This is a genomic window from Corynebacterium sp. HMSC065D07 (assembly GCF_001810695.1).
Lineage (GTDB): Bacteria > Actinomycetota > Actinomycetes > Mycobacteriales > Mycobacteriaceae > Corynebacterium > Corynebacterium hesseae.
This window is the reverse complement of sequence record NZ_KV802452.1, coordinates 40,870-57,130: the sequence shown is the minus strand read 5'-3', so window position 1 is coordinate 57,130 and position 16,261 is coordinate 40,870. Positions and strand designations below refer to the sequence as shown.

Sequence of the window (16,261 nt, the reverse complement as noted above, 5' to 3'; positions counted from 1 at the left end):
CAGTTTCAAAGGCTTGAATGTCGACTTGTTGTTAAAGTCACAAAGTGCGCGTGACGTGAGAAGGCAGCTTTATGGTGGCGAAACACCACCGGGAGGGAGAACACTGGGGTCCGTTAGCGATAAAAGTTAGAGAGGTACAACATGGCACGCAATTACGCCACGCAACTCGTAGAAACCTTGGAAGCCCAGGGAGTTAAGCGCATCTATGGGCTTGTCGGTGATTCCCTCAACCCCATCGTGGACGCGGTGCGGCAGTCCTCCATCGAGTGGGTCCACGTCCGCAACGAAGAGGCCGCGGCATTCGCCGCTGAGGCGGATTCCCTCACCACCGGCAACCTCGCCGTGTGCGCCGCCTCCTGCGGCCCGGGAAATACGCACCTTATTCAGGGGCTTTACGACGCCCACCGCAACGGCGCCAAGGTCCTTGCCCTAGCCAGCCACATTCCTTCCCGCCAGATCGGCTCGAAGTTCTTCCAGGAAACCCACCCTGAGGCCATCTTTCAGGAGTGCTCCGGCTACTGCGAGATGGTCAACTCCGCTGAGCAGGGAGGCGTGGTCTTGCACCATGCCATTCAGAGCACCATGGCCGGCAAGGGCGTGTCCGTCCTCGTTATCCCGGGTGATGTCTCCACTCAAGAGGCGGAAGAGGACACCTTCACCTCCTCCGTGATTTCCTCCGGCCGTCCGGTTGTCTACCCGGACCCGGCAGAGGCCGCCGCGCTGACCCAGGCCATCAACGAGGCCAAGACCGTCGCCCTCTTCGTCGGTGCTGGCGTCAAGGACGCGCGCGAGCAGGTCCTTGCGCTGGCCGAGAAGATCAAGGCTCCCATCGGCCACGCCCTGGGCGGCAAGATGTACATCCAGTACGACAACCCCTTCGACGTCGGCATGTCCGGCCTGCTCGGCTACGGCGCGGCCCACGAGGCTACCCACGAGGCAGACCTGCTCATCCTGCTGGGCACGGACTTCCCCTATAACGACTTCCTGCCGGATGCCAACGTGGCCCAGGTCGACATCGATGGCTCCCACATTGGCCGCCGCACCCGCATCAAGTACCCGGTGACGGGCGATGTCGCCGCCACCATCGAGAACATCCTGCCGCACGTCGATGAAAAGAAGGACCGCTCCTTCCTCGACAAGATGCTCAAGAAGCACTACGACAAGCTGCATCACGTCGTTGAGGCCTACACCTCCGGCGTCGAGAAGCACACGCCGATCCACCCGGAGTACATCGCCGACCTCATTGACCAGCAGGCCGATGAAGACGCCATCTTCACCGTCGATACCGGTATGTGCAACGTGTGGGGCGCGCGCTACATTACTGCGAACGGTAAGCGCGAGCAGATCGGTTCCTTCCGCCACGGCACCATGGCCAACGCCCTGCCGATGGCCATCGGTGCGCAGGCGGCGCACCCGGACCGCCAGGTCATCACCTTCTCCGGCGACGGCGGGCTGTCCATGCTCATGGGCGAGCTGCTCACGGTGAAGCTGCACAACCTGCCGGTGAAGATGTTCGTGTTCAACAACTCTTCCCTCGGCATGGTCAAGCTGGAGATGCTGGTCCAGGGCCTGCCGGAGCATGAGACCGACCACGAGCACGTCAACTACGCCAAAATTGCGGAGGGTGCGGGCATCAAGCACTTCCGCATCGAGGATCCGAAGGACGCGCCGCGCCTCATCAAGGAGGCCTTGGCCTACGACGGGCCTGCGCTTATCGACGTCGTCACGGACCCCAACGCCCTCTCCTTGCCGCCGACGCTGACCTTTGAGCAGCTGCTCGGATTCTCTAAGGCGGCAACCCGCACCGTCTTCGGCGGTGGCGTGGGCCAGATGCTCTCCATGGCGAAGTCCAACCTGCGCAACATTCCGCGCCCGCAGGACTTTTAATGTGTCGGCGTTAAGCGCCGCACATTAAAAGGGACCTACACCCTGCGGTTCCACCCCGCGAAAGCGTTATGCCTTCGCGGGGTCTTTGACTGGGATGAGGACCAGCGCGCCAACGAGCAAGACTAGCCCGATGGCGAGCACGCCTCCCCGGTCGCCCTGGCCCAACAGTGAGACGAAGACACCGAAGAGGAAGGGCGTCAACCACGCCACGGCCCGCCCGGTCGTGGCGTAGAGGCCAAACATCTCGCCTTCGCGCCCCGGCGGGGCCACACGCGCCAAGAAGCCGCGGGCGGAGGCCTGGGCCGGTCCGACGCAGAGACACAGGATGAGCCCGCAGATCCAGAAGGCCGTCGGCCCCTGCGCCACGAACATGATGCCGGCCATGAGCGTCAAGATGGCCAGGCAGGTGAGAATGATGGCTTTGGGCCCCACGTGGTCGTCGATAAGCCCGCCCGCCACCGCGCCCAGCGCGGCCGCAACGTTGGCGGCAACACCGAAGATGAGGACGTCGCCAGGCGAAAGTCCATAGACGGATACGCCCAGCACGGCGCCGAAGCTAAACACCGCGGACAGGCCATCGCGGAAGATGGCAGAAGCGAAGAGGAAGGCAAAGGCATTGCGGTCCTCCCGCCACAGCGTGTGCACCGTCCGCCACAGCTCGCGGTAAGACTCCGCCACACCGCCCGCCGCTTCACCCGACGGGGCAATCTCCGGCACGCGCAGCAACACGGGGATGGCAGACAGTCCAAACCACGCCGCCGAAAGCAGCGCCACGAGTCGAATATTCCAGCCGCCCTCCGTGGATAGTCCTAGGCCGCCGCCCTCGCCGGAGACGAAGCCGAAGTAGCAGATGAGCAGCAGCACGATGCCACCGAAATAGCCTGCCGACCAGCCCAGACCAGATACCCGGCCCACTTTGTCCTCGGTGGCCACCTGGTTGAGTTGGGCAAAGTAGTTGACCTCCGCGAATTGGATGGTCACCGAACCTACCGCTAGGCCGATGAGGCCGAGCCAGAAATACACTGGCGCGTCGTTGCGGATGAAGAACAGGCTGGCCATGACCAGGAAGGTCAGCAGCGACCAGAAACCCAGCGCGCGCCGCCGCGTGCCCAACCGGTCCGAGCGCTTCCCCATCACGGGGGTCACCGCAAAGATCACCAGGCCCGCCACCGTCATGGACCACGACAGCCACTGCGCCGGGGTGAACTGCGAGTCAATCTGCTGTCCCACCGAATCGGTGAGATAGACCGAGAAAATAAACGTCACGAGCACTGCGTTGAAGGCGGCCGAACCCCAATCCCACAGGGCCCAAGCAGCCACGGTGAGGCGGTCAGTGCGTTTCGAGGCGTGCGTCATGCTTCATTATCGTAGGCAAAAACACCTGCCGAGTGGATGGAGTTGCACTTAACGCGACGTCAACTTTTAGGCTCAACGACATGCGTAACGACTACAGCATCGGCGATGTGGCCGGCATTTTGAAAGTCACCACCCGCACCCTGCGGCACTGGGATGACATCGGCCTGCTTAGCCCCCAGTGGCGCACCGGGGGCGATCACCGCCTCTACACCGAAGATGACGTGCAACGCGGGATGGACATCCTGATTTATCGCAGCGTCGGGATTGAGCTGAAAGACATCGCAGTGCTTCTCGACGCCCCTTCCGCAGCCACCCTGGCCCGCCTCCGCGCCCAACACGAGGCCTTGCAGAAGCGGCGAGCCGACGTCGACGCCATGTTGTACGCAGTGGAAAGACCAATTGAGGAGACTGAAATGGATAAGAACCTAAGCCCCAGCCAAAAAGTGCGGAACCTGGGTGACGCATGGCCCCAACTGCAGGAAGAAGCCCACGAGAAGTGGGGCGACAGCAAAGAATGGGCGGCCAGTGCGGCCGTCGTGGAATCGATGGGGAAGAAGGACTGGGAGGGATTCTCCGTGGACCATGAGAACTTTGCGTCCGAGCTAGAGGAGGCCGCGGACGCAGGACTTGAACCGGGCGGCGAGGAGGCGAAGGAGATCGTCGACAAGCACCGCGCCCTCATCGCCCAGTGGTACCCGGTGTCGAGGTCCAAGCAGGTGATCCTGGCGCGCATGTATTGCGAGGACCCGCGGTTTAACGAGACCTACCGCGGTAACGCCGACTATTTACGCCAGCTGATTGAGGCGCAAGCCCAGGCGGAAGGGGTGGATCTGGACAATCTCGCCTGGGACTAGTCGGTTCACAGCGCACGTACAGACTCCGCTCAGTACCCTTGGAAGCCAGAGTGCAATACTTCTCACCTTGAATGAGATATCCCTGGCGCCACCAGGCGTTAAGAGAAGCGGAGAAAGGACCAAAGCGGGACCATGGATGATTCGAAGGACGTCAAGGTACTTGTCGTCGATGACGAGCCCAATATCGTTGAGTTGCTCACCGTCTCCCTAAAGTTTCAAGGTTTCGACGTACACAGCGCCAACTCCGGCAACGAGGCCCTGCGCATCGCGCGTGAGATCAATCCAGACGCTTACATCATGGACGTCATGATGCCGGGCATGGATGGTTTTGAGTTGCTGGGCAAGCTGCGCGCGGAGGGCCTCGACGGCCCCGTGCTCTACCTGACCGCCAAGGACAGCGTGGACCAGCGCATCCATGGCTTGACCATTGGCGCGGATGATTACGTCACCAAGCCCTTCAGCCTGGAAGAGGTCATCACCCGCCTGCGCGTGATTCTGCGCCGCGGTAACGCGGTGGATGACCAGGACGGCGACGCCACCATGACCTATGCCGACCTCACCCTCAACGATGACACCCACGAGGTCACCAAGGCAGGGGAGATCGTGGAGCTTTCGCCCACTGAGTTCAACCTGCTGCGCTACCTCATGCAGAACCGCGAGGTCGTGCTGTCCAAGTCTAAGATCCTGGATAATGTCTGGCACTACGACTTCGGCGGCGACGGCAACGTGGTGGAGTCTTATATTTCTTACCTACGCCGCAAAATTGATACCGGCGATACCCCGCTTATTCACACCGTCCGCGGTGTCGGTTACGTGCTGCGCATGCCGCGCTCGTAGGCTCATCCACTATGAGCGAACCCACCGCGAATATTCAGGCCCCACAATCCGGGGTGACGCTGGTGCGGGATAAAGCCCCGCGCCGGCGTATGCAGCGCCCGAAAGCGCTGCCCCTGCGCACGTGGCTACTTGTCCTCATGGTGCTGGTCTCGGGACTTGGCCTGGCCATGTCCTCCCTGGCGGTGTCGTCGATCATGCGTAACGTGCTCTACACCCGAGTGGACACCGAGCTTAACGACGCCCATAGTTCCTGGGCCAGCAACCTTGACGAGTCCTTTTATATGCCGCAGGACGGAAGCCGCCGACCCCCGACGGACTATGTGGCGCTGGCGTACTATCCCGATGGTTCCGTGGTGACCACGCGGCCGATGGCCGCGTTGCCCGATGCGCGCAACGTGATCGTCGGCGGGGAACCCACCACCGTGCGCTCGATTCAGGGCGAGACCGAATGGCGGGCCGTGGCCAAGCTCCAACGGGATGGTTCCGTGGTGGTCGTCGCCAAAGACATGACGACGGAGAACTCCATCCTGAAGGGGTTGGCGATTGTCCAGGTGATCATCGCGGCCTTGGTCATGCTGATCATCGCGGTGGTGGGCATGTGGCTGATCCACCGGGCGCTGCGGCCGCTGCGGGTGGTCGAGAAGACGGCTTCGCAAATCGCAGCGGGCAATTTGGACAAGCGCGTGCCGGAGTGGCCGCTGCACACTGAAGTGGGGCAGCTGGCCGGAGCGCTCAACGTCATGCTGGGGCAGCTGCAGAATTCCGTTGTCGATGCGCAGGAAAAAGAACAGCAAATGCGCCGCTTCGTCGGCGATGCCTCCCACGAGCTGCGCACGCCGCTGACCAGCCTGCGCGGCTACACGGAGCTGTACCGCTCGGGGGCTACCCAGGACGCGGAGTTTGTCTTCAGCAAGATCGATGCCGAGTCTAAGCGGATGTCGTTGCTCGTGGAGGATCTGCTGGCCCTGACGCGCGCGGAGGGCTCACGCCTGGACATGCGCGAGGTTGACATGCTGGAACTTGTGCTGTCAGTGGGTTCCTCGGCGCGGGCGGCTTTTGCGGGCCGCACCATCAACGTCAACAACGAGGCCTCCGGGATTCCAATGGTCAACGGAGACCCGGATCGCCTACACCAGGTATTGCTTAACCTGGTGTCCAACGGTATCCGCCACGGCGGCGAGGAGGCGTCGGTGACGCTGACCTTGCGCGACGACGAGGAGCACGTGCTTATCGACGTTGCCGATGACGGCAAGGGCATCTCCCCCGAAGACGCGGCCCATATCTTTGAGCGCTTCTACCGTGCAGACACCTCGCGCACCCGCGATACGGGTGGCTCGGGTTTGGGCTTGGCCATCGTGAAATCACTCGTCGAGCAGCACGGCGGTTCAATCTCCGTGGATTCGGAGCTGGGCAGCGGAGCGGTCTTCACTATCTGCCTGCCCAAGGCGGCAGCTAGTGCCTAGCTGCCGAAAGGTAGCAGTCAGCTCTTAGCTGTCGCGGCGGCCATCCTCGTCCGTGCCGAGGTGCTGGCGGATGCGCGCGGCGGCCTCGTCCATGGCGGCGGGGTCGGTGGCGTCGGCAGCGAAGGCCTTGGCGAAGTCGTAGTCTTCCATCTTCTCGGTGGGGAAGAGGTGGATGTGGGTATGGGGAACGTCGAAGCCAGCGATGATGTAGCCGGTGCGTGGGGTGTCGAAGGCCGTCTTGATGGCGCCACCGATCTCTAGAGCGATCTCGTTGAGGTGTGCCCAGGTTTCTGAATCGAGGTCAGTCCACTTATCGACCTCTTCGACCGGCACCACCAAGGTGTGGCCATAACGCAGCGGCTCGATGGACAAAAACGCCACGCACTTCTCGTCGCGGTACACAAAGCGAGCAGGCAGCTCGCCCTCGATGATCTTTGTAAATACGGAAGACATGGCCCCTAGGCTACCGCCAGTTAAGATAGACGGCATGCGCATTCTCGTTATCGGCTCGGGCGGCCGCGAACACGCCCTGCTCACCGGCCTGAAAGCTGACCCTTCTGTTACCGATCTGCACATTGCCCCCGGTTCCCCGGCGCATAAGATGCAGGCCACCGTCCACCCGGAGTATTCCCAGGTGGACGATCCTGCACGCATGACGGAGCTGGCAGTGGACATCGCAGCGGACCTCGTCGTCATTGGACCGGAGGTGCCGCTGGTGAAAGGCGTGGCGGATGCACTGCGTGAGCGCGGCATCGCGGTCTTCGGGCCGTCGGCAAGCGCGGCACAGATCGAAGGTTCCAAGGCCTTTGCTAAGGACGTGATGGCGGCCGCCGGCGTGCGCACCGCCCGCGCGGAGCAGCTCGCCCCCGGCACCAGCGATGAGGACATCGAGGCCGCCCTCGATCGTTTCGGCCCGCACTTCGTGGTTAAGGACGACGGCTTGGCCGGCGGCAAGGGCGTCGTGGTGACCGAGTCCCGCGACGCGGCCCGCGCGCACGTTGATGCGGTTCACGCCGTGGGCAACCCGGTGCTGCTCGAGTCCTTCCTCGACGGCCCGGAGGTCTCCCTGTTCTGCTTGGTGGACGGCGAGACCGTCGTCCCGCTGCTCCCAGCGCAGGACCACAAGCGCGCCTACGACAACGATGAGGGCCCCAACACCGGCGGCATGGGCGCCTACACCCCGCTGCCGTGGCTGCCTGCCGACGGCGTCCAGCGCATCGTCGACGAAGTCTGCGTCCCCGTGGCTAAGGAAATGGTCAAGCGTGGCACCCCGTACTCTGGCTTGCTGTACGCCGGCCTGGCGTGGGGCAAGGAAGGCCCAGCCGTGGTGGAATTCAATGCCCGCTTCGGTGACCCGGAAACGCAGGCGGTGCTCGCTTTGCTGAAGTCTCCGCTCGGAGAGGTCCTGAATGCCACCGCTACCGGACAGCTAGCGGAGCTGGCGCCGCTGGAGTGGGAAGACGGCTATGCCGTCACCGTGGTGCTGGCCGCCGAGGGCTACCCGGCTTCGCCGCGCAAGGGCGATCCGATTGCCTCGCCGGATCTTGATGATCCCACCCGGGTTCTGCACGCCGGTACCACCACGGGGGAGGGAGGCTACGTCTCCAACGGTGGTCGCGTCCTCAACGTTCTCGGCCGTGGTGCCACCCTCGCTGATGCCCGCGCAGCCGCCTACGAGGTTCTCGGCGGCATCGAGCTGGAAGGCGGCTTCTTCCGCACGGACATTGCACTGCCGGCGGAGAAGGGTCAGATTAGCATCTAATCCCCTGATAATGCCTCCTTTGGGGTGCGGCGTGGAATAATGAGCGACGTGGCTGAAAAGAAGAACATTTCCAACGTCCTGTCCGCTCGATACGCCTCCCCAGAGATGGCTGAAATCTGGTCCCCGGAACACAAGATCATCCTGGAGCGCCAGCTGTGGATTGCGGTGATGACGGCGCAGAAGGATCTTGGCGTCGACATCCCTGCCTCGGCTATCGCCGCTTACGAGGCGCAGGTTGAGAACGTCAACCTCGCCTCCATCGCGGAGCGTGAGCGCGTTACGCGCCACGACGTCAAGGCGCGCATCGAGGAGTTCAACGCCCTAGCCGGCTGCGAGCACATCCACAAGGGCATGACCTCGCGTGACCTGACGGAGAACGTGGAGCAGCTGCAGATTCTGCGTTCTTTGGAGCTGGTGCGCGATAAGGCCATCGCGGTGGTCTCGCGCATTGGTGAGCGCGCGGCGCAGTATCAGACGCTGGTCATGGCGGGTCGTTCCCACAACGTCGCTGCCCAGGCCACGACCCTGGGCAAGCGTTTCGCCTCCGCTGCCGACGAGCTCCTGCTGGGCATCGAGCGCGTGGAATCGCTGCTGAGCCGCTATCCGCTGCGCGGCATCAAGGGTCCGATGGGCACCTCGCAGGACATGCTCGACCTCATGGGCGGATCCGAAGACAAGCTCGCCGCGTTGGAGACCCGCATTGCGGATCACCTGGGATTCTCCCGAGTCTTCAACTCGGTGGGCCAGGTCTACCCGCGCTCCCTCGACTTTGATGCTGTTTCCGCGCTGGTGGAGCTGGGCGCTGGGCCTTCCTCGCTGGCAACGACCATTCGCCTCATGGCTGGCAACGAAACCGTGACGGAAGGCTTCAAGGAGGGCCAGGTTGGTTCCTCCGCGATGCCGCACAAGATGAATGCCCGCTCTTGCGAGCGCGTCGGTGGCTTCCAGGTCATCCTGCGCGGCTACCTGACGATGGTGGCGGACCTGTCCGGCCAGCAGTGGAACGAGGGCGACGTGTTCTGTTCGGTGGTACGCCGCGTGGCGCTGCCCGACGCCTTCTTCGCTATCGACGGCATGTTTGAAACCTTCCTCACCGTGCTCGACGAGTTCGGCGCTTTCCCGGCCATGATTGACCGCGAGCTGGAGCGCTACCTGCCGTTCCTCGCCACCACCCGCATCCTCATGGCGGCGGTGCGCGCGGGCGTAGGCCGCGAGACCGCGCACGAGGTCATCAAGGAAAATGCTGTCGCCGTGGCGCTCAACATGCGTGAGAATGGCGGGGAGCAGGATCTGATTGAGCGCCTGGCTGCCGACGAGCGCCTGCCGCTCGATGCCGCCGCCCTCGAGGCCGCGCTGTCGGACAAGCACGCTTTCATCGGCGCTGCCGAATCGCAGGTGAGCCAGATTCTGGGCCGCATCAAGGCGATTGCTGATCAGCACCCGCAGGCCGCCGCCTACACCCCGGGCGAGATCCTCTAGCCCACGCGGCCAGGGGGCATCCAGTGATCTGGGGCGACCGGGCGTGGTACGTTTTCGCAGACAATCCCTCTCAAACGCGAGTTTTCGGGGCGCTATTTACGAAAACGTACCTCGTTGGCCCGGTCCATGTACGTTTCGATCAAATAAGGTTGCCCAGATCGAATTTTCTGGCCCTTATTTGATCGAAACGACCATCTAGTCACGTTCTGCTTTATCCGGCGCGTTGTCCGCGCCCTTCGTTGCGGACTCGATGGCGCTGCGGGTTGTACCCCAGGCTTGCCGGGCGCGGTTGGTTACGGTTTCGCGGGCTTCTAAGGTGCGTTGCTGCGCAACACCAGCGGCTTCGCGGGCCATGTTGGTGCCGGTGGCAGTCAGCTCGCGGAAAGCATCGATGCGCCGGACGGGCTCTAAGCCCTCGGTTCCTTCGACGGCAAGGTTGGCAGCGTCGGCGAAGTCACGCAGTTGGGCAAAGAAGTGGTTGACCTCCGCTACGGCGCGGGGAGAGTTCCAGTCGATGGCTTTGCGCAGCGTCGAGAAGCTGCCCAGCTCGTGGGCAATGTGGGCGATGCTGGTGAGGTCTTCCAGCAAACGAGCGGCGCGCCTCTGCCGCGCCCGAGCAACAGCCGCGGCGTAGTCTTTGGCCACCTCGCCCTCCACGGCATTGGCGCGGCTGAGCTGAAGCACATACATCTGGTTCTGCAGTTGCACGGTTCGGGCAAGCTCGTAGAACCACGAGCCTGCGTCGTCGTTAGTCTTCTGGAAGGTCGCGCGCACCTTCCCGGGCGAAGTCTTTGACCTCGCCATCGTCTCCGCCACGGCCCGCAGGTGTCGCAGTACCTGGCCTTGCAGCTTAGCCAGGTCCGCAGTGAGGTGGGCGATGGTTGCCCACTGCGTATCGGTCACTTCAGCGGTGTCCTCGAGGACGAGGGCGGCCTCCGCCAGCATCTCCGCGACGCCATCAATCTCACCAGCCAGCGAATCCTTCTGGAAGCGCAGCACCTCATCGAGCTTGGCGTCGATATGCTCCAGGTAAGCCTGCATCTGCTCCATCTGCTTCTCGACGCCCGCCTGCTGCATCATCGACGCCAGCACCATCGGAGCCGCCGGCGTGAGCAGGCCGGCCTTCTCAAACTGCAGGTGCTTCAGCAGGCTTCCACCATTGCGCGAAGCAACGCCGCGGCCGACATCCTTGGTGCGGATTACACCGGCGCGGATATCCCCCGGCTTGATGCCCATGCGCTTGAGGTACGCAGCGGACTCAGTATCGAGCTTGAGCCACCGTCCAGATTCCTTCTGGTAGTCCTCGATACCTGCGAGCACCTGACTCGCGCGGCGGAGGAGCTGGGGAGTGACGGGAGAGAGCTCCGCCTGGTCGGAAAGCCGTTTCAACTCGGATTCGGGGCCGATAACAAGTGCGCCTTCCTCACCGGTAATGACGGTTAGCTCGGCGTCGCTCTCAGCCATTAGGCCATCCCGGGGAGGCGCAGAACCGGCAGCTCAAAGCCGCCGAAAGAGGCGCCGTTGGAGGCGAGGTAGCCGCCGATCACCAGCACGGTGAGCACCGTCATGACGCCGAGGACCGCCGCGCCCGTGGACGAGGTCTGCTGCTGCGTCGTCTGCCCCGGAATGGGCAGCTCGGGCACCGGCTGGATGCCCTCCTGAGCGCCGCGCCCGCGCAGCTCCTCTACACACTCCGCGAAGGACTGCGACTGGGCGGCGTTGAAGGCGTTGACGGCTTCCTTTTCTTGCATCTGGTTCTCCGCCAAGGCGGCGCGCAGCTTCGGGCTGAAGTCGCTGCCCGTCGACAGCAGGGGAGCCGGGCCCTTCTCGGCCCGGGCCGCAGCTGCATTGATGGAGTACTCGGCGTCCTCCGGTAGCAACACCGACTCGTCTGCGACGAGCTCTTCCGGCGCAGACGCACCGACCATGATGATGAGCATATCCGCGCCCGTGTAGCCGGCCTTGCTCAGCGCGGCCACCGTCGCCGCATAACCCGGTGCCTTGCTGATGTCGCGCGAGGTGTACGCGGAGAAATCAAGCTTCGGGAACTGCGCTTGAATCTGCTCCGAGGTCGCCTTGATCGTGGCAATGTACCCGGCTCGGACGTCGCGGGCCAGCGCGCGGTCTGACTCCGACGCCGATATGGAACACAGCCACTGGCCGTGGGCGGACTCGCGCGCCGAGACATCGGCGGCCTGCGCCGCCGGCACGCTGAGGGCGCCGCATACTAGCGCAGCGGAGGTTAAAAGGGAGGTCAGGCGAGAGTGCACGGGCTTAGCTCCTCGGGATTGGGATGTATCTTGAAGCAGTCTAGACGGGTCTAGGATGTATGTCATGCGTCCAGAACTTTCTTCCTATACCCACATCGCCTCCGGCAAGGTGCGCGATATCTACGAAATCGACGACAACACCCTGCTCATGGTCGTCTCCGACCGTATTTCCGCCTATGACCACGCCCTTGAGCCCGCCATTCCGGACAAGGGCCGCGTGCTCACAGCGACCTCGAAGTTCTTCTTCGACGTCATTGATTTCCCTAACCACCTCGCCGGCCCGCTCGATGATGAGCGCATCCCCGAAGAGGTACTCGGCCGCGCCATGGTGGTGCAGAAGCTCGACATGCTGCCCTTCGAGTGCGTCGCCCGCGGCTATCTCACCGGCTCCGGGCTGAAGGAGTACAAGGAATCCGGCAGCGTGTGCGGCGTCGAGTTGCCCGAGGGGCTGACCGAAGCTTCCCGCCTGCCCGAGCCCATCTTTACCCCGGCCACCAAGGCGGAGCAGGGCGACCACGATGAGAACGTTTCCTTCGACGTCGTTGTGGACAAGCTCGGCCGCGAGCGCGCCGAAGAGCTGCGCGAGGCGACCCTGCGCATCTATGCCACAGCAGCCGCGTTGGCGGAGGAGAAGGGCATTATTTTGGCGGATACGAAGTTCGAGTTTGGCGTCGATAAGCACGGCACCTTGGTCTTGGCCGATGAGGTCCTCACCCCAGACTCCTCGCGCTACTGGCCGGCCGATACGTACGAGGAAGGCAAGGTTCAGCCCTCCTTTGATAAGCAGTACGTGCGCGATTGGCTCACCGACTCCGGCTGGGACAAGGAGTCCACGCCGCCGCGCCTGCCGGATGACGTTGTCCAGGCCACCCGCGCGCGTTATGTTGAGGCTTTTGAACGCCTGTCCGGAACCACTTTTTAAGGAGGCTGAATGAACGCACCACACGCAGCGAAACGCCCGGTCACCCGTGAGTTCCATGGCCGCAGCTTCATCGATAATTACGAGTGGCTGCGCGCGAAAGACGCCCCGGAGACCCGCGAATACTTGGAGGCCGAAAACGCCTACACCAAGGAGCGCACCGCACACCTGGACACCTTGACGGAGAACATCTTCACTGAGGTCAAGTCCCGCATCAAGCAGACGGACATGTCCGTGCCCCAGCGCCGCGGTAAGTACTGGTACTACGGGCGCACCGAGGAGGGCCAGGAGTACGGCTACAGCTGCCGCATCCCGGTGTCGGAAGGCTCCGATCCGTGGACTCCGCCGACCATCCCGGAGGAGGGGGCGCCGGAAGGGGAGCAGGTGCTTCTCGACGTCAACGCGCTCGCCGAAGGCCACGACTTCTTCGCCCTGGGCGCGTCCACGGTGAGCGATTCCGGTGATTTGCTGGCCTATTCGGTCGACGTGGCCGGCGATGAGCGCTTTGAGCTTTTCATCAAGGACCTGCGTTCAGGCGAGCTGTTGGAGGATCGTCTGGAAGGCATCTTCTATGGTGCGACGTGGGTGGGGGAGGAGTTCATCTTCTACACCACCGTGGATGATGCGTGGCGCCCGGATACGGTGTGGCGCCATCGCGTGGGAACCCCGCAGTCGGAGGACGTCGTGGTCATGCGCGAGGAAGACTCACGTTTCGGCATTGGCCCGGGTACGACCCGCAGCGAGAAGTACATCGTGATCGTGTCGAGTTCGAAGATGACGAGTGAAGCCTGGGTGCTCGAGCAGGACAACCCGGAGGGTGAGTTCCGCTGTTTGTGGGCGCGTGAGTCCGGAGTGGACTACGACGTCGACCACGCGGTCGTGGACGGTACCGACTATTGGGTGGTCACGCACAACGCGACCGGCCCGAACTTTGAGTTGGGCTATTGCCCGGTCAGTGAGGAACTTCCCTCTTTGCGTGAGCTCACCGTGCTCATGCCTCACGATAATGAGGTTCGCTTGCAGGGCGTTGATTGCTACCGCGACCACATCGTTGTGGCCTACCGCCGGGGCGGCATCGGCCGGGCTGCGATTATGGATGTGCGGGAAGGCTGGGCGCGCCTCAGCGAGCTCAACTTCAACGAAGAGCTCTATACCGTCGGTGTGGCCGGCAACCCGGAGTGGGATGCGCCGGTGCTGCGCGTGAGCTACACATCCTTTATCCAGCCCGCACAGCTCTTTGATTACCGCGTGGCCACCGGTGAGTACACGCTGCTCAAGGAACAGGAAGTACCAGGCGGCTATGACAAAGACGAATACGTGGCCTACCGCGTCTGGTCTGAAGCACCCGATGGGACGAAGGTGCCGGTGTCCATCGTGCACCGCGCGGACCTGGACCGCACGCAGCCGAACCCGACGTTGCTTTATGGCTACGGGTCTTATGAGGCGAATATGGACCCGTACTTCTCGGTCTTCCGTTTGTCTCTCATGGACCGCGGCATGATCTTTGCCATGGCGCACGTTCGCGGTGGCGGCGAGATGGGCCGCAACTGGTACGACGACGGCAAGATGCTGGCCAAGAAAAACACGTTTACGGACTTCATTGCGGTGGCGGATGACCTCATCGCGCGCCGGGTGACTACACCGGAGACCTTGGTGGCTGAAGGCGGTTCCGCCGGTGGCCTGCTCATGGGCGCGGTGGCGAATATGGCACCGGATAGGTTCAAGGCCATCGAGGCTAACGTGCCCTTTGTGGATCCGCTGACCTCGATTCTCATGCCGGAGCTGCCGCTCACGGTGGTGGAGTGGGAGGAATGGGGCGACCCGTACCACGATCCGGAGGTCTACGACTACATGGCCTCCTATGCGCCGTACGAGAACATCGCTCCGCAGGAGTATCCGAATATTCTGGCGTTGACCTCGCTCAATGACACCCGCGTGCTGTATGTTGAGCCGGCGAAGTGGGTGGCCAAGCTGCGTGACGTTGCCACCGGCGGCGAGTTCCTCCTCAAGACGGAGATGGCCGCGGGCCACGGTGGTGTGTCCGGGCGCTATGCCCAGTGGCGGCAGGCGGCTTTTGAGTACGCGTGGTTGATCAACCAGGCCACGGGTGTCGCGGCCTAGGGACCGCTTACGGCGTGTGGCTAATCAGCCGCACGCCGCCCATGTGGGGGAGCGCCGAATCTCTCTCAGCGCGCGCCGGGGCGGTGGCTGTGCGATAATTTTCCTTATGCATGGCCACCTTCTGGTTTCGATTTCCAGTATTTTTGATGACACCCGAAGCCAAGCCTCCGATCTGCTCAAGCAGTTCGATAAAGCTGACGTTCCTGTCTCTTTGCTGGTGGCGCCGCACATCGACGGCAATTGGCACCTAGCTAAAGACACAGCGACGCAATCCTGGCTTCGCGAGCAGGCCGAATCGGGCCGCGTGCTTATTCTCAATGGCTTTGACCAAGCGGTCCAGGGCCGCCGTGCGGAGTTCGCCAACCTGGATGCGCACGAGGCACGTCTGCGCCTAAAGGGCGCGACGCGACAGATGGCCAAGATCGGCTTTGAGCCGACCATTTTTGCACCACCGCGCTGGCGAATGTCGGAGGGAACACTAGAAGTCCTTCCCGAGTTTGATTTCGACTTTGCCGCCTCCACCCGTGGCATCCACGACCTTCGCACAGGCGAGCTCCACCAAGCCCGCAACTTGTCATTTGGTGAGGGCTTCGGTTCGGCCAAGTGGTGGCGCCGCAACATTATTCGCGCAGCAGAGCGCTCTGCACAGCGCGGCAACACCGTGCGCCTGTCAATCTCTGGCCGCAACCTCGATGACCGCAAGGTAGTTGCTGATTTCCTCAAAGCCGCCGAGCGCGCCATGGCAGCTGGTGCTCGACCCGCCGACTATTCCGTTTTCACGCACGCCGAATAGCCCACCAACCTCTTTTTCTTTGGGGTGTGGCCGAATTAGACGCGGTGTAGGTTTGTGAACCCGTCGGGTGTGCTGGCTGCGTGTTTCACGAGCGCAATCCCCGAATTGCGGTAGCGGACGTAGGTTTCAATTGCCCCACCCGCAATCGGAGCGAGAAAAGCCTCTCTGATGAGGAGCTTGACCTGGCTGAGCAGAGACGAACTTAGCGAGTATTCCGGCGTCGCGGGTCAGTGAGTAAGTGGCAGGGAGCTCCGTCAGTAATGCTGGCGGGCGTCCGGCTGCACTGTTGGCGGTGTCTAGCGCTTACTCGGTACTACATGGGGGTGTTGGAGGCGCTACGACTCGGTGGCGTTGCGTCAACTTCTACTTGGAAAAGCTAGTTCTTGTGGCTAACTTCAAACAGATCATCGCGATGTGCATTGAAGGTGATGGGGTCTTTACAGGTTTACAGCCAACTGCCCGTGTAAACACATGCAGATAAGCGTTTGGCGCTCTTGGGGCAGAGGTTTAAAAGCGTTCA

General features: G+C 62.7%; 13 protein-coding genes. 9 read left to right on the top strand and 4 right to left on the bottom strand.

Going from position 1 to position 16,261, the window contains the following annotated elements:
* Positions 1-141 precede the first annotated feature (141 nt).
* The gene (locus tag HMPREF2760_RS06935) at positions 142-1,887 is read left to right on the top strand and encodes a pyruvate dehydrogenase (protein ID WP_070546757.1); all 1,746 of its coding nucleotides are present in this window, start codon (positions 142-144) and stop codon (positions 1,885-1,887) included.
* 66 nt (positions 1,888-1,953) lie between these two features.
* Here HMPREF2760_RS06935 and HMPREF2760_RS06930 read toward each other — a convergent pair whose 3' ends face one another.
* Positions 1,954-3,243: an MFS transporter gene (locus HMPREF2760_RS06930; protein WP_070596935.1), complete on the bottom strand. Its 1,290-nt coding sequence runs from the start codon at positions 3,241-3,243 to the stop codon at positions 1,954-1,956.
* An 80-nt stretch (positions 3,244-3,323) separates the two neighbouring features.
* On the opposite strand from HMPREF2760_RS06930, the gene HMPREF2760_RS06925 reads away from it, so the two are divergent.
* From HMPREF2760_RS06925 to HMPREF2760_RS06915, 3 genes are all read left to right on the top strand, one after another.
* Complete coding sequence (locus tag HMPREF2760_RS06925) at positions 3,324-4,097, top strand: MerR family transcriptional regulator (protein WP_070596934.1); 774 nt, start codon at positions 3,324-3,326, stop codon at positions 4,095-4,097.
* Between the two features lie 132 nt (positions 4,098-4,229).
* Positions 4,230-4,934, top strand: coding sequence for a response regulator transcription factor (locus HMPREF2760_RS06920; RefSeq protein WP_046649284.1), 705 nt, complete (start codon positions 4,230-4,232; stop codon positions 4,932-4,934).
* Between the two features lie 11 nt (positions 4,935-4,945).
* Positions 4,946-6,397 carry a sensor histidine kinase gene (locus HMPREF2760_RS06915; RefSeq protein WP_070596933.1) on the top strand — a complete coding sequence of 484 codons (1,452 nt, stop codon included), beginning with the start codon at positions 4,946-4,948 and terminating at the stop codon, positions 6,395-6,397.
* A 24-nt stretch (positions 6,398-6,421) separates the two neighbouring features.
* On the opposite strand, the gene HMPREF2760_RS06910 is transcribed toward HMPREF2760_RS06915, so the two are convergent.
* Positions 6,422-6,850 carry an HIT family protein gene (locus HMPREF2760_RS06910; protein ID WP_046649286.1) on the bottom strand — a complete coding sequence of 143 codons (429 nt, stop codon included), beginning with the start codon at positions 6,848-6,850 and terminating at the stop codon, positions 6,422-6,424.
* 34 nt (positions 6,851-6,884) lie between these two features.
* Between HMPREF2760_RS06910 and purD the strand changes: the two genes are divergently transcribed.
* Both purD and purB read left to right on the top strand, forming a co-directional pair.
* Complete coding sequence (purD, locus tag HMPREF2760_RS06905; RefSeq protein WP_070596932.1) at positions 6,885-8,159, top strand: phosphoribosylamine--glycine ligase; 1,275 nt, start codon at positions 6,885-6,887, stop codon at positions 8,157-8,159.
* A gap of 39 nt (positions 8,160-8,198) precedes the next feature.
* Complete coding sequence (purB, locus tag HMPREF2760_RS06900) at positions 8,199-9,638, top strand: adenylosuccinate lyase (protein ID WP_070596931.1); 1,440 nt, start codon at positions 8,199-8,201, stop codon at positions 9,636-9,638.
* Positions 9,639-9,833: 195 nt separating this feature from the next.
* Here purB and HMPREF2760_RS06895 read toward each other — a convergent pair whose 3' ends face one another.
* Both HMPREF2760_RS06895 and HMPREF2760_RS06890 read right to left on the bottom strand, forming a co-directional pair.
* Positions 9,834-11,102: a hypothetical protein gene (locus HMPREF2760_RS06895; RefSeq protein ID WP_070596930.1), complete on the bottom strand. Its 1,269-nt coding sequence runs from the start codon at positions 11,100-11,102 to the stop codon at positions 9,834-9,836.
* Positions 11,102-11,908: a serine/threonine protein kinase gene (locus HMPREF2760_RS06890; protein ID WP_070596929.1), complete on the bottom strand. Its 807-nt coding sequence runs from the start codon at positions 11,906-11,908 to the stop codon at positions 11,102-11,104. The genes HMPREF2760_RS06895 and HMPREF2760_RS06890 overlap by 1 nt, the downstream gene beginning before the upstream one ends.
* A 64-nt stretch (positions 11,909-11,972) precedes the next feature.
* Here HMPREF2760_RS06890 and HMPREF2760_RS06885 point away from each other — a divergent pair, with 64 nt between their 5' ends.
* The 3 genes from HMPREF2760_RS06885 to HMPREF2760_RS06875 all read left to right on the top strand — a co-directional run bounded on the left by HMPREF2760_RS06885 (position 11,973) and on the right by HMPREF2760_RS06875 (position 15,741).
* Positions 11,973-12,830, top strand: coding sequence for a phosphoribosylaminoimidazolesuccinocarboxamide synthase (locus tag HMPREF2760_RS06885; protein ID WP_070596928.1), 858 nt, complete (start codon positions 11,973-11,975; stop codon positions 12,828-12,830).
* 9 nt (positions 12,831-12,839) lie between these two features.
* Positions 12,840-14,948 (top strand): S9 family peptidase, encoded by a 2,109-nt coding sequence (locus HMPREF2760_RS06880; protein WP_070596927.1) that lies wholly within the window; start codon positions 12,840-12,842, stop codon positions 14,946-14,948.
* Positions 14,949-15,054: 106 nt separating this feature from the next.
* On the top strand, positions 15,055-15,741 hold the full coding sequence (locus HMPREF2760_RS06875; protein WP_070562266.1) for a DUF2334 domain-containing protein: 687 nt from the start codon (positions 15,055-15,057) through the stop codon (positions 15,739-15,741).
* The last annotated feature ends 520 nt before the right edge of the window (positions 15,742-16,261 follow it).

Coding starts and splice junctions, on each gene's coding strand:
- HMPREF2760_RS06935 (WP_070546757.1), top strand. CDS start 142: ATGGCACGCAATTACGCCACGCAACTCGTAGAAACCTTGGAAGCCCAG.
- HMPREF2760_RS06930 (WP_070596935.1), bottom strand. CDS start 3,243: ATGACGCACGCCTCGAAACGCACTGACCGCCTCACCGTGGCTGCTTGG.
- HMPREF2760_RS06925 (WP_070596934.1), top strand. CDS start 3,324: ATGCGTAACGACTACAGCATCGGCGATGTGGCCGGCATTTTGAAAGTC.
- HMPREF2760_RS06920 (WP_046649284.1), top strand. CDS start 4,230: ATGGATGATTCGAAGGACGTCAAGGTACTTGTCGTCGATGACGAGCCC.
- HMPREF2760_RS06915 (WP_070596933.1), top strand. CDS start 4,946: ATGAGCGAACCCACCGCGAATATTCAGGCCCCACAATCCGGGGTGACG.
- HMPREF2760_RS06910 (WP_046649286.1), bottom strand. CDS start 6,850: ATGTCTTCCGTATTTACAAAGATCATCGAGGGCGAGCTGCCTGCTCGC.
- purD (WP_070596932.1), top strand. CDS start 6,885: ATGCGCATTCTCGTTATCGGCTCGGGCGGCCGCGAACACGCCCTGCTC.
- purB (WP_070596931.1), top strand. CDS start 8,199: ATGAGCGACGTGGCTGAAAAGAAGAACATTTCCAACGTCCTGTCCGCT.
- HMPREF2760_RS06895 (WP_070596930.1), bottom strand. CDS start 11,102: ATGGCTGAGAGCGACGCCGAGCTAACCGTCATTACCGGTGAGGAAGGC.
- HMPREF2760_RS06885 (WP_070596928.1), top strand. CDS start 11,973: ATGCGTCCAGAACTTTCTTCCTATACCCACATCGCCTCCGGCAAGGTG.
- HMPREF2760_RS06880 (WP_070596927.1), top strand. CDS start 12,840: ATGAACGCACCACACGCAGCGAAACGCCCGGTCACCCGTGAGTTCCAT.
- HMPREF2760_RS06875 (WP_070562266.1), top strand. CDS start 15,055: ATGCATGGCCACCTTCTGGTTTCGATTTCCAGTATTTTTGATGACACC.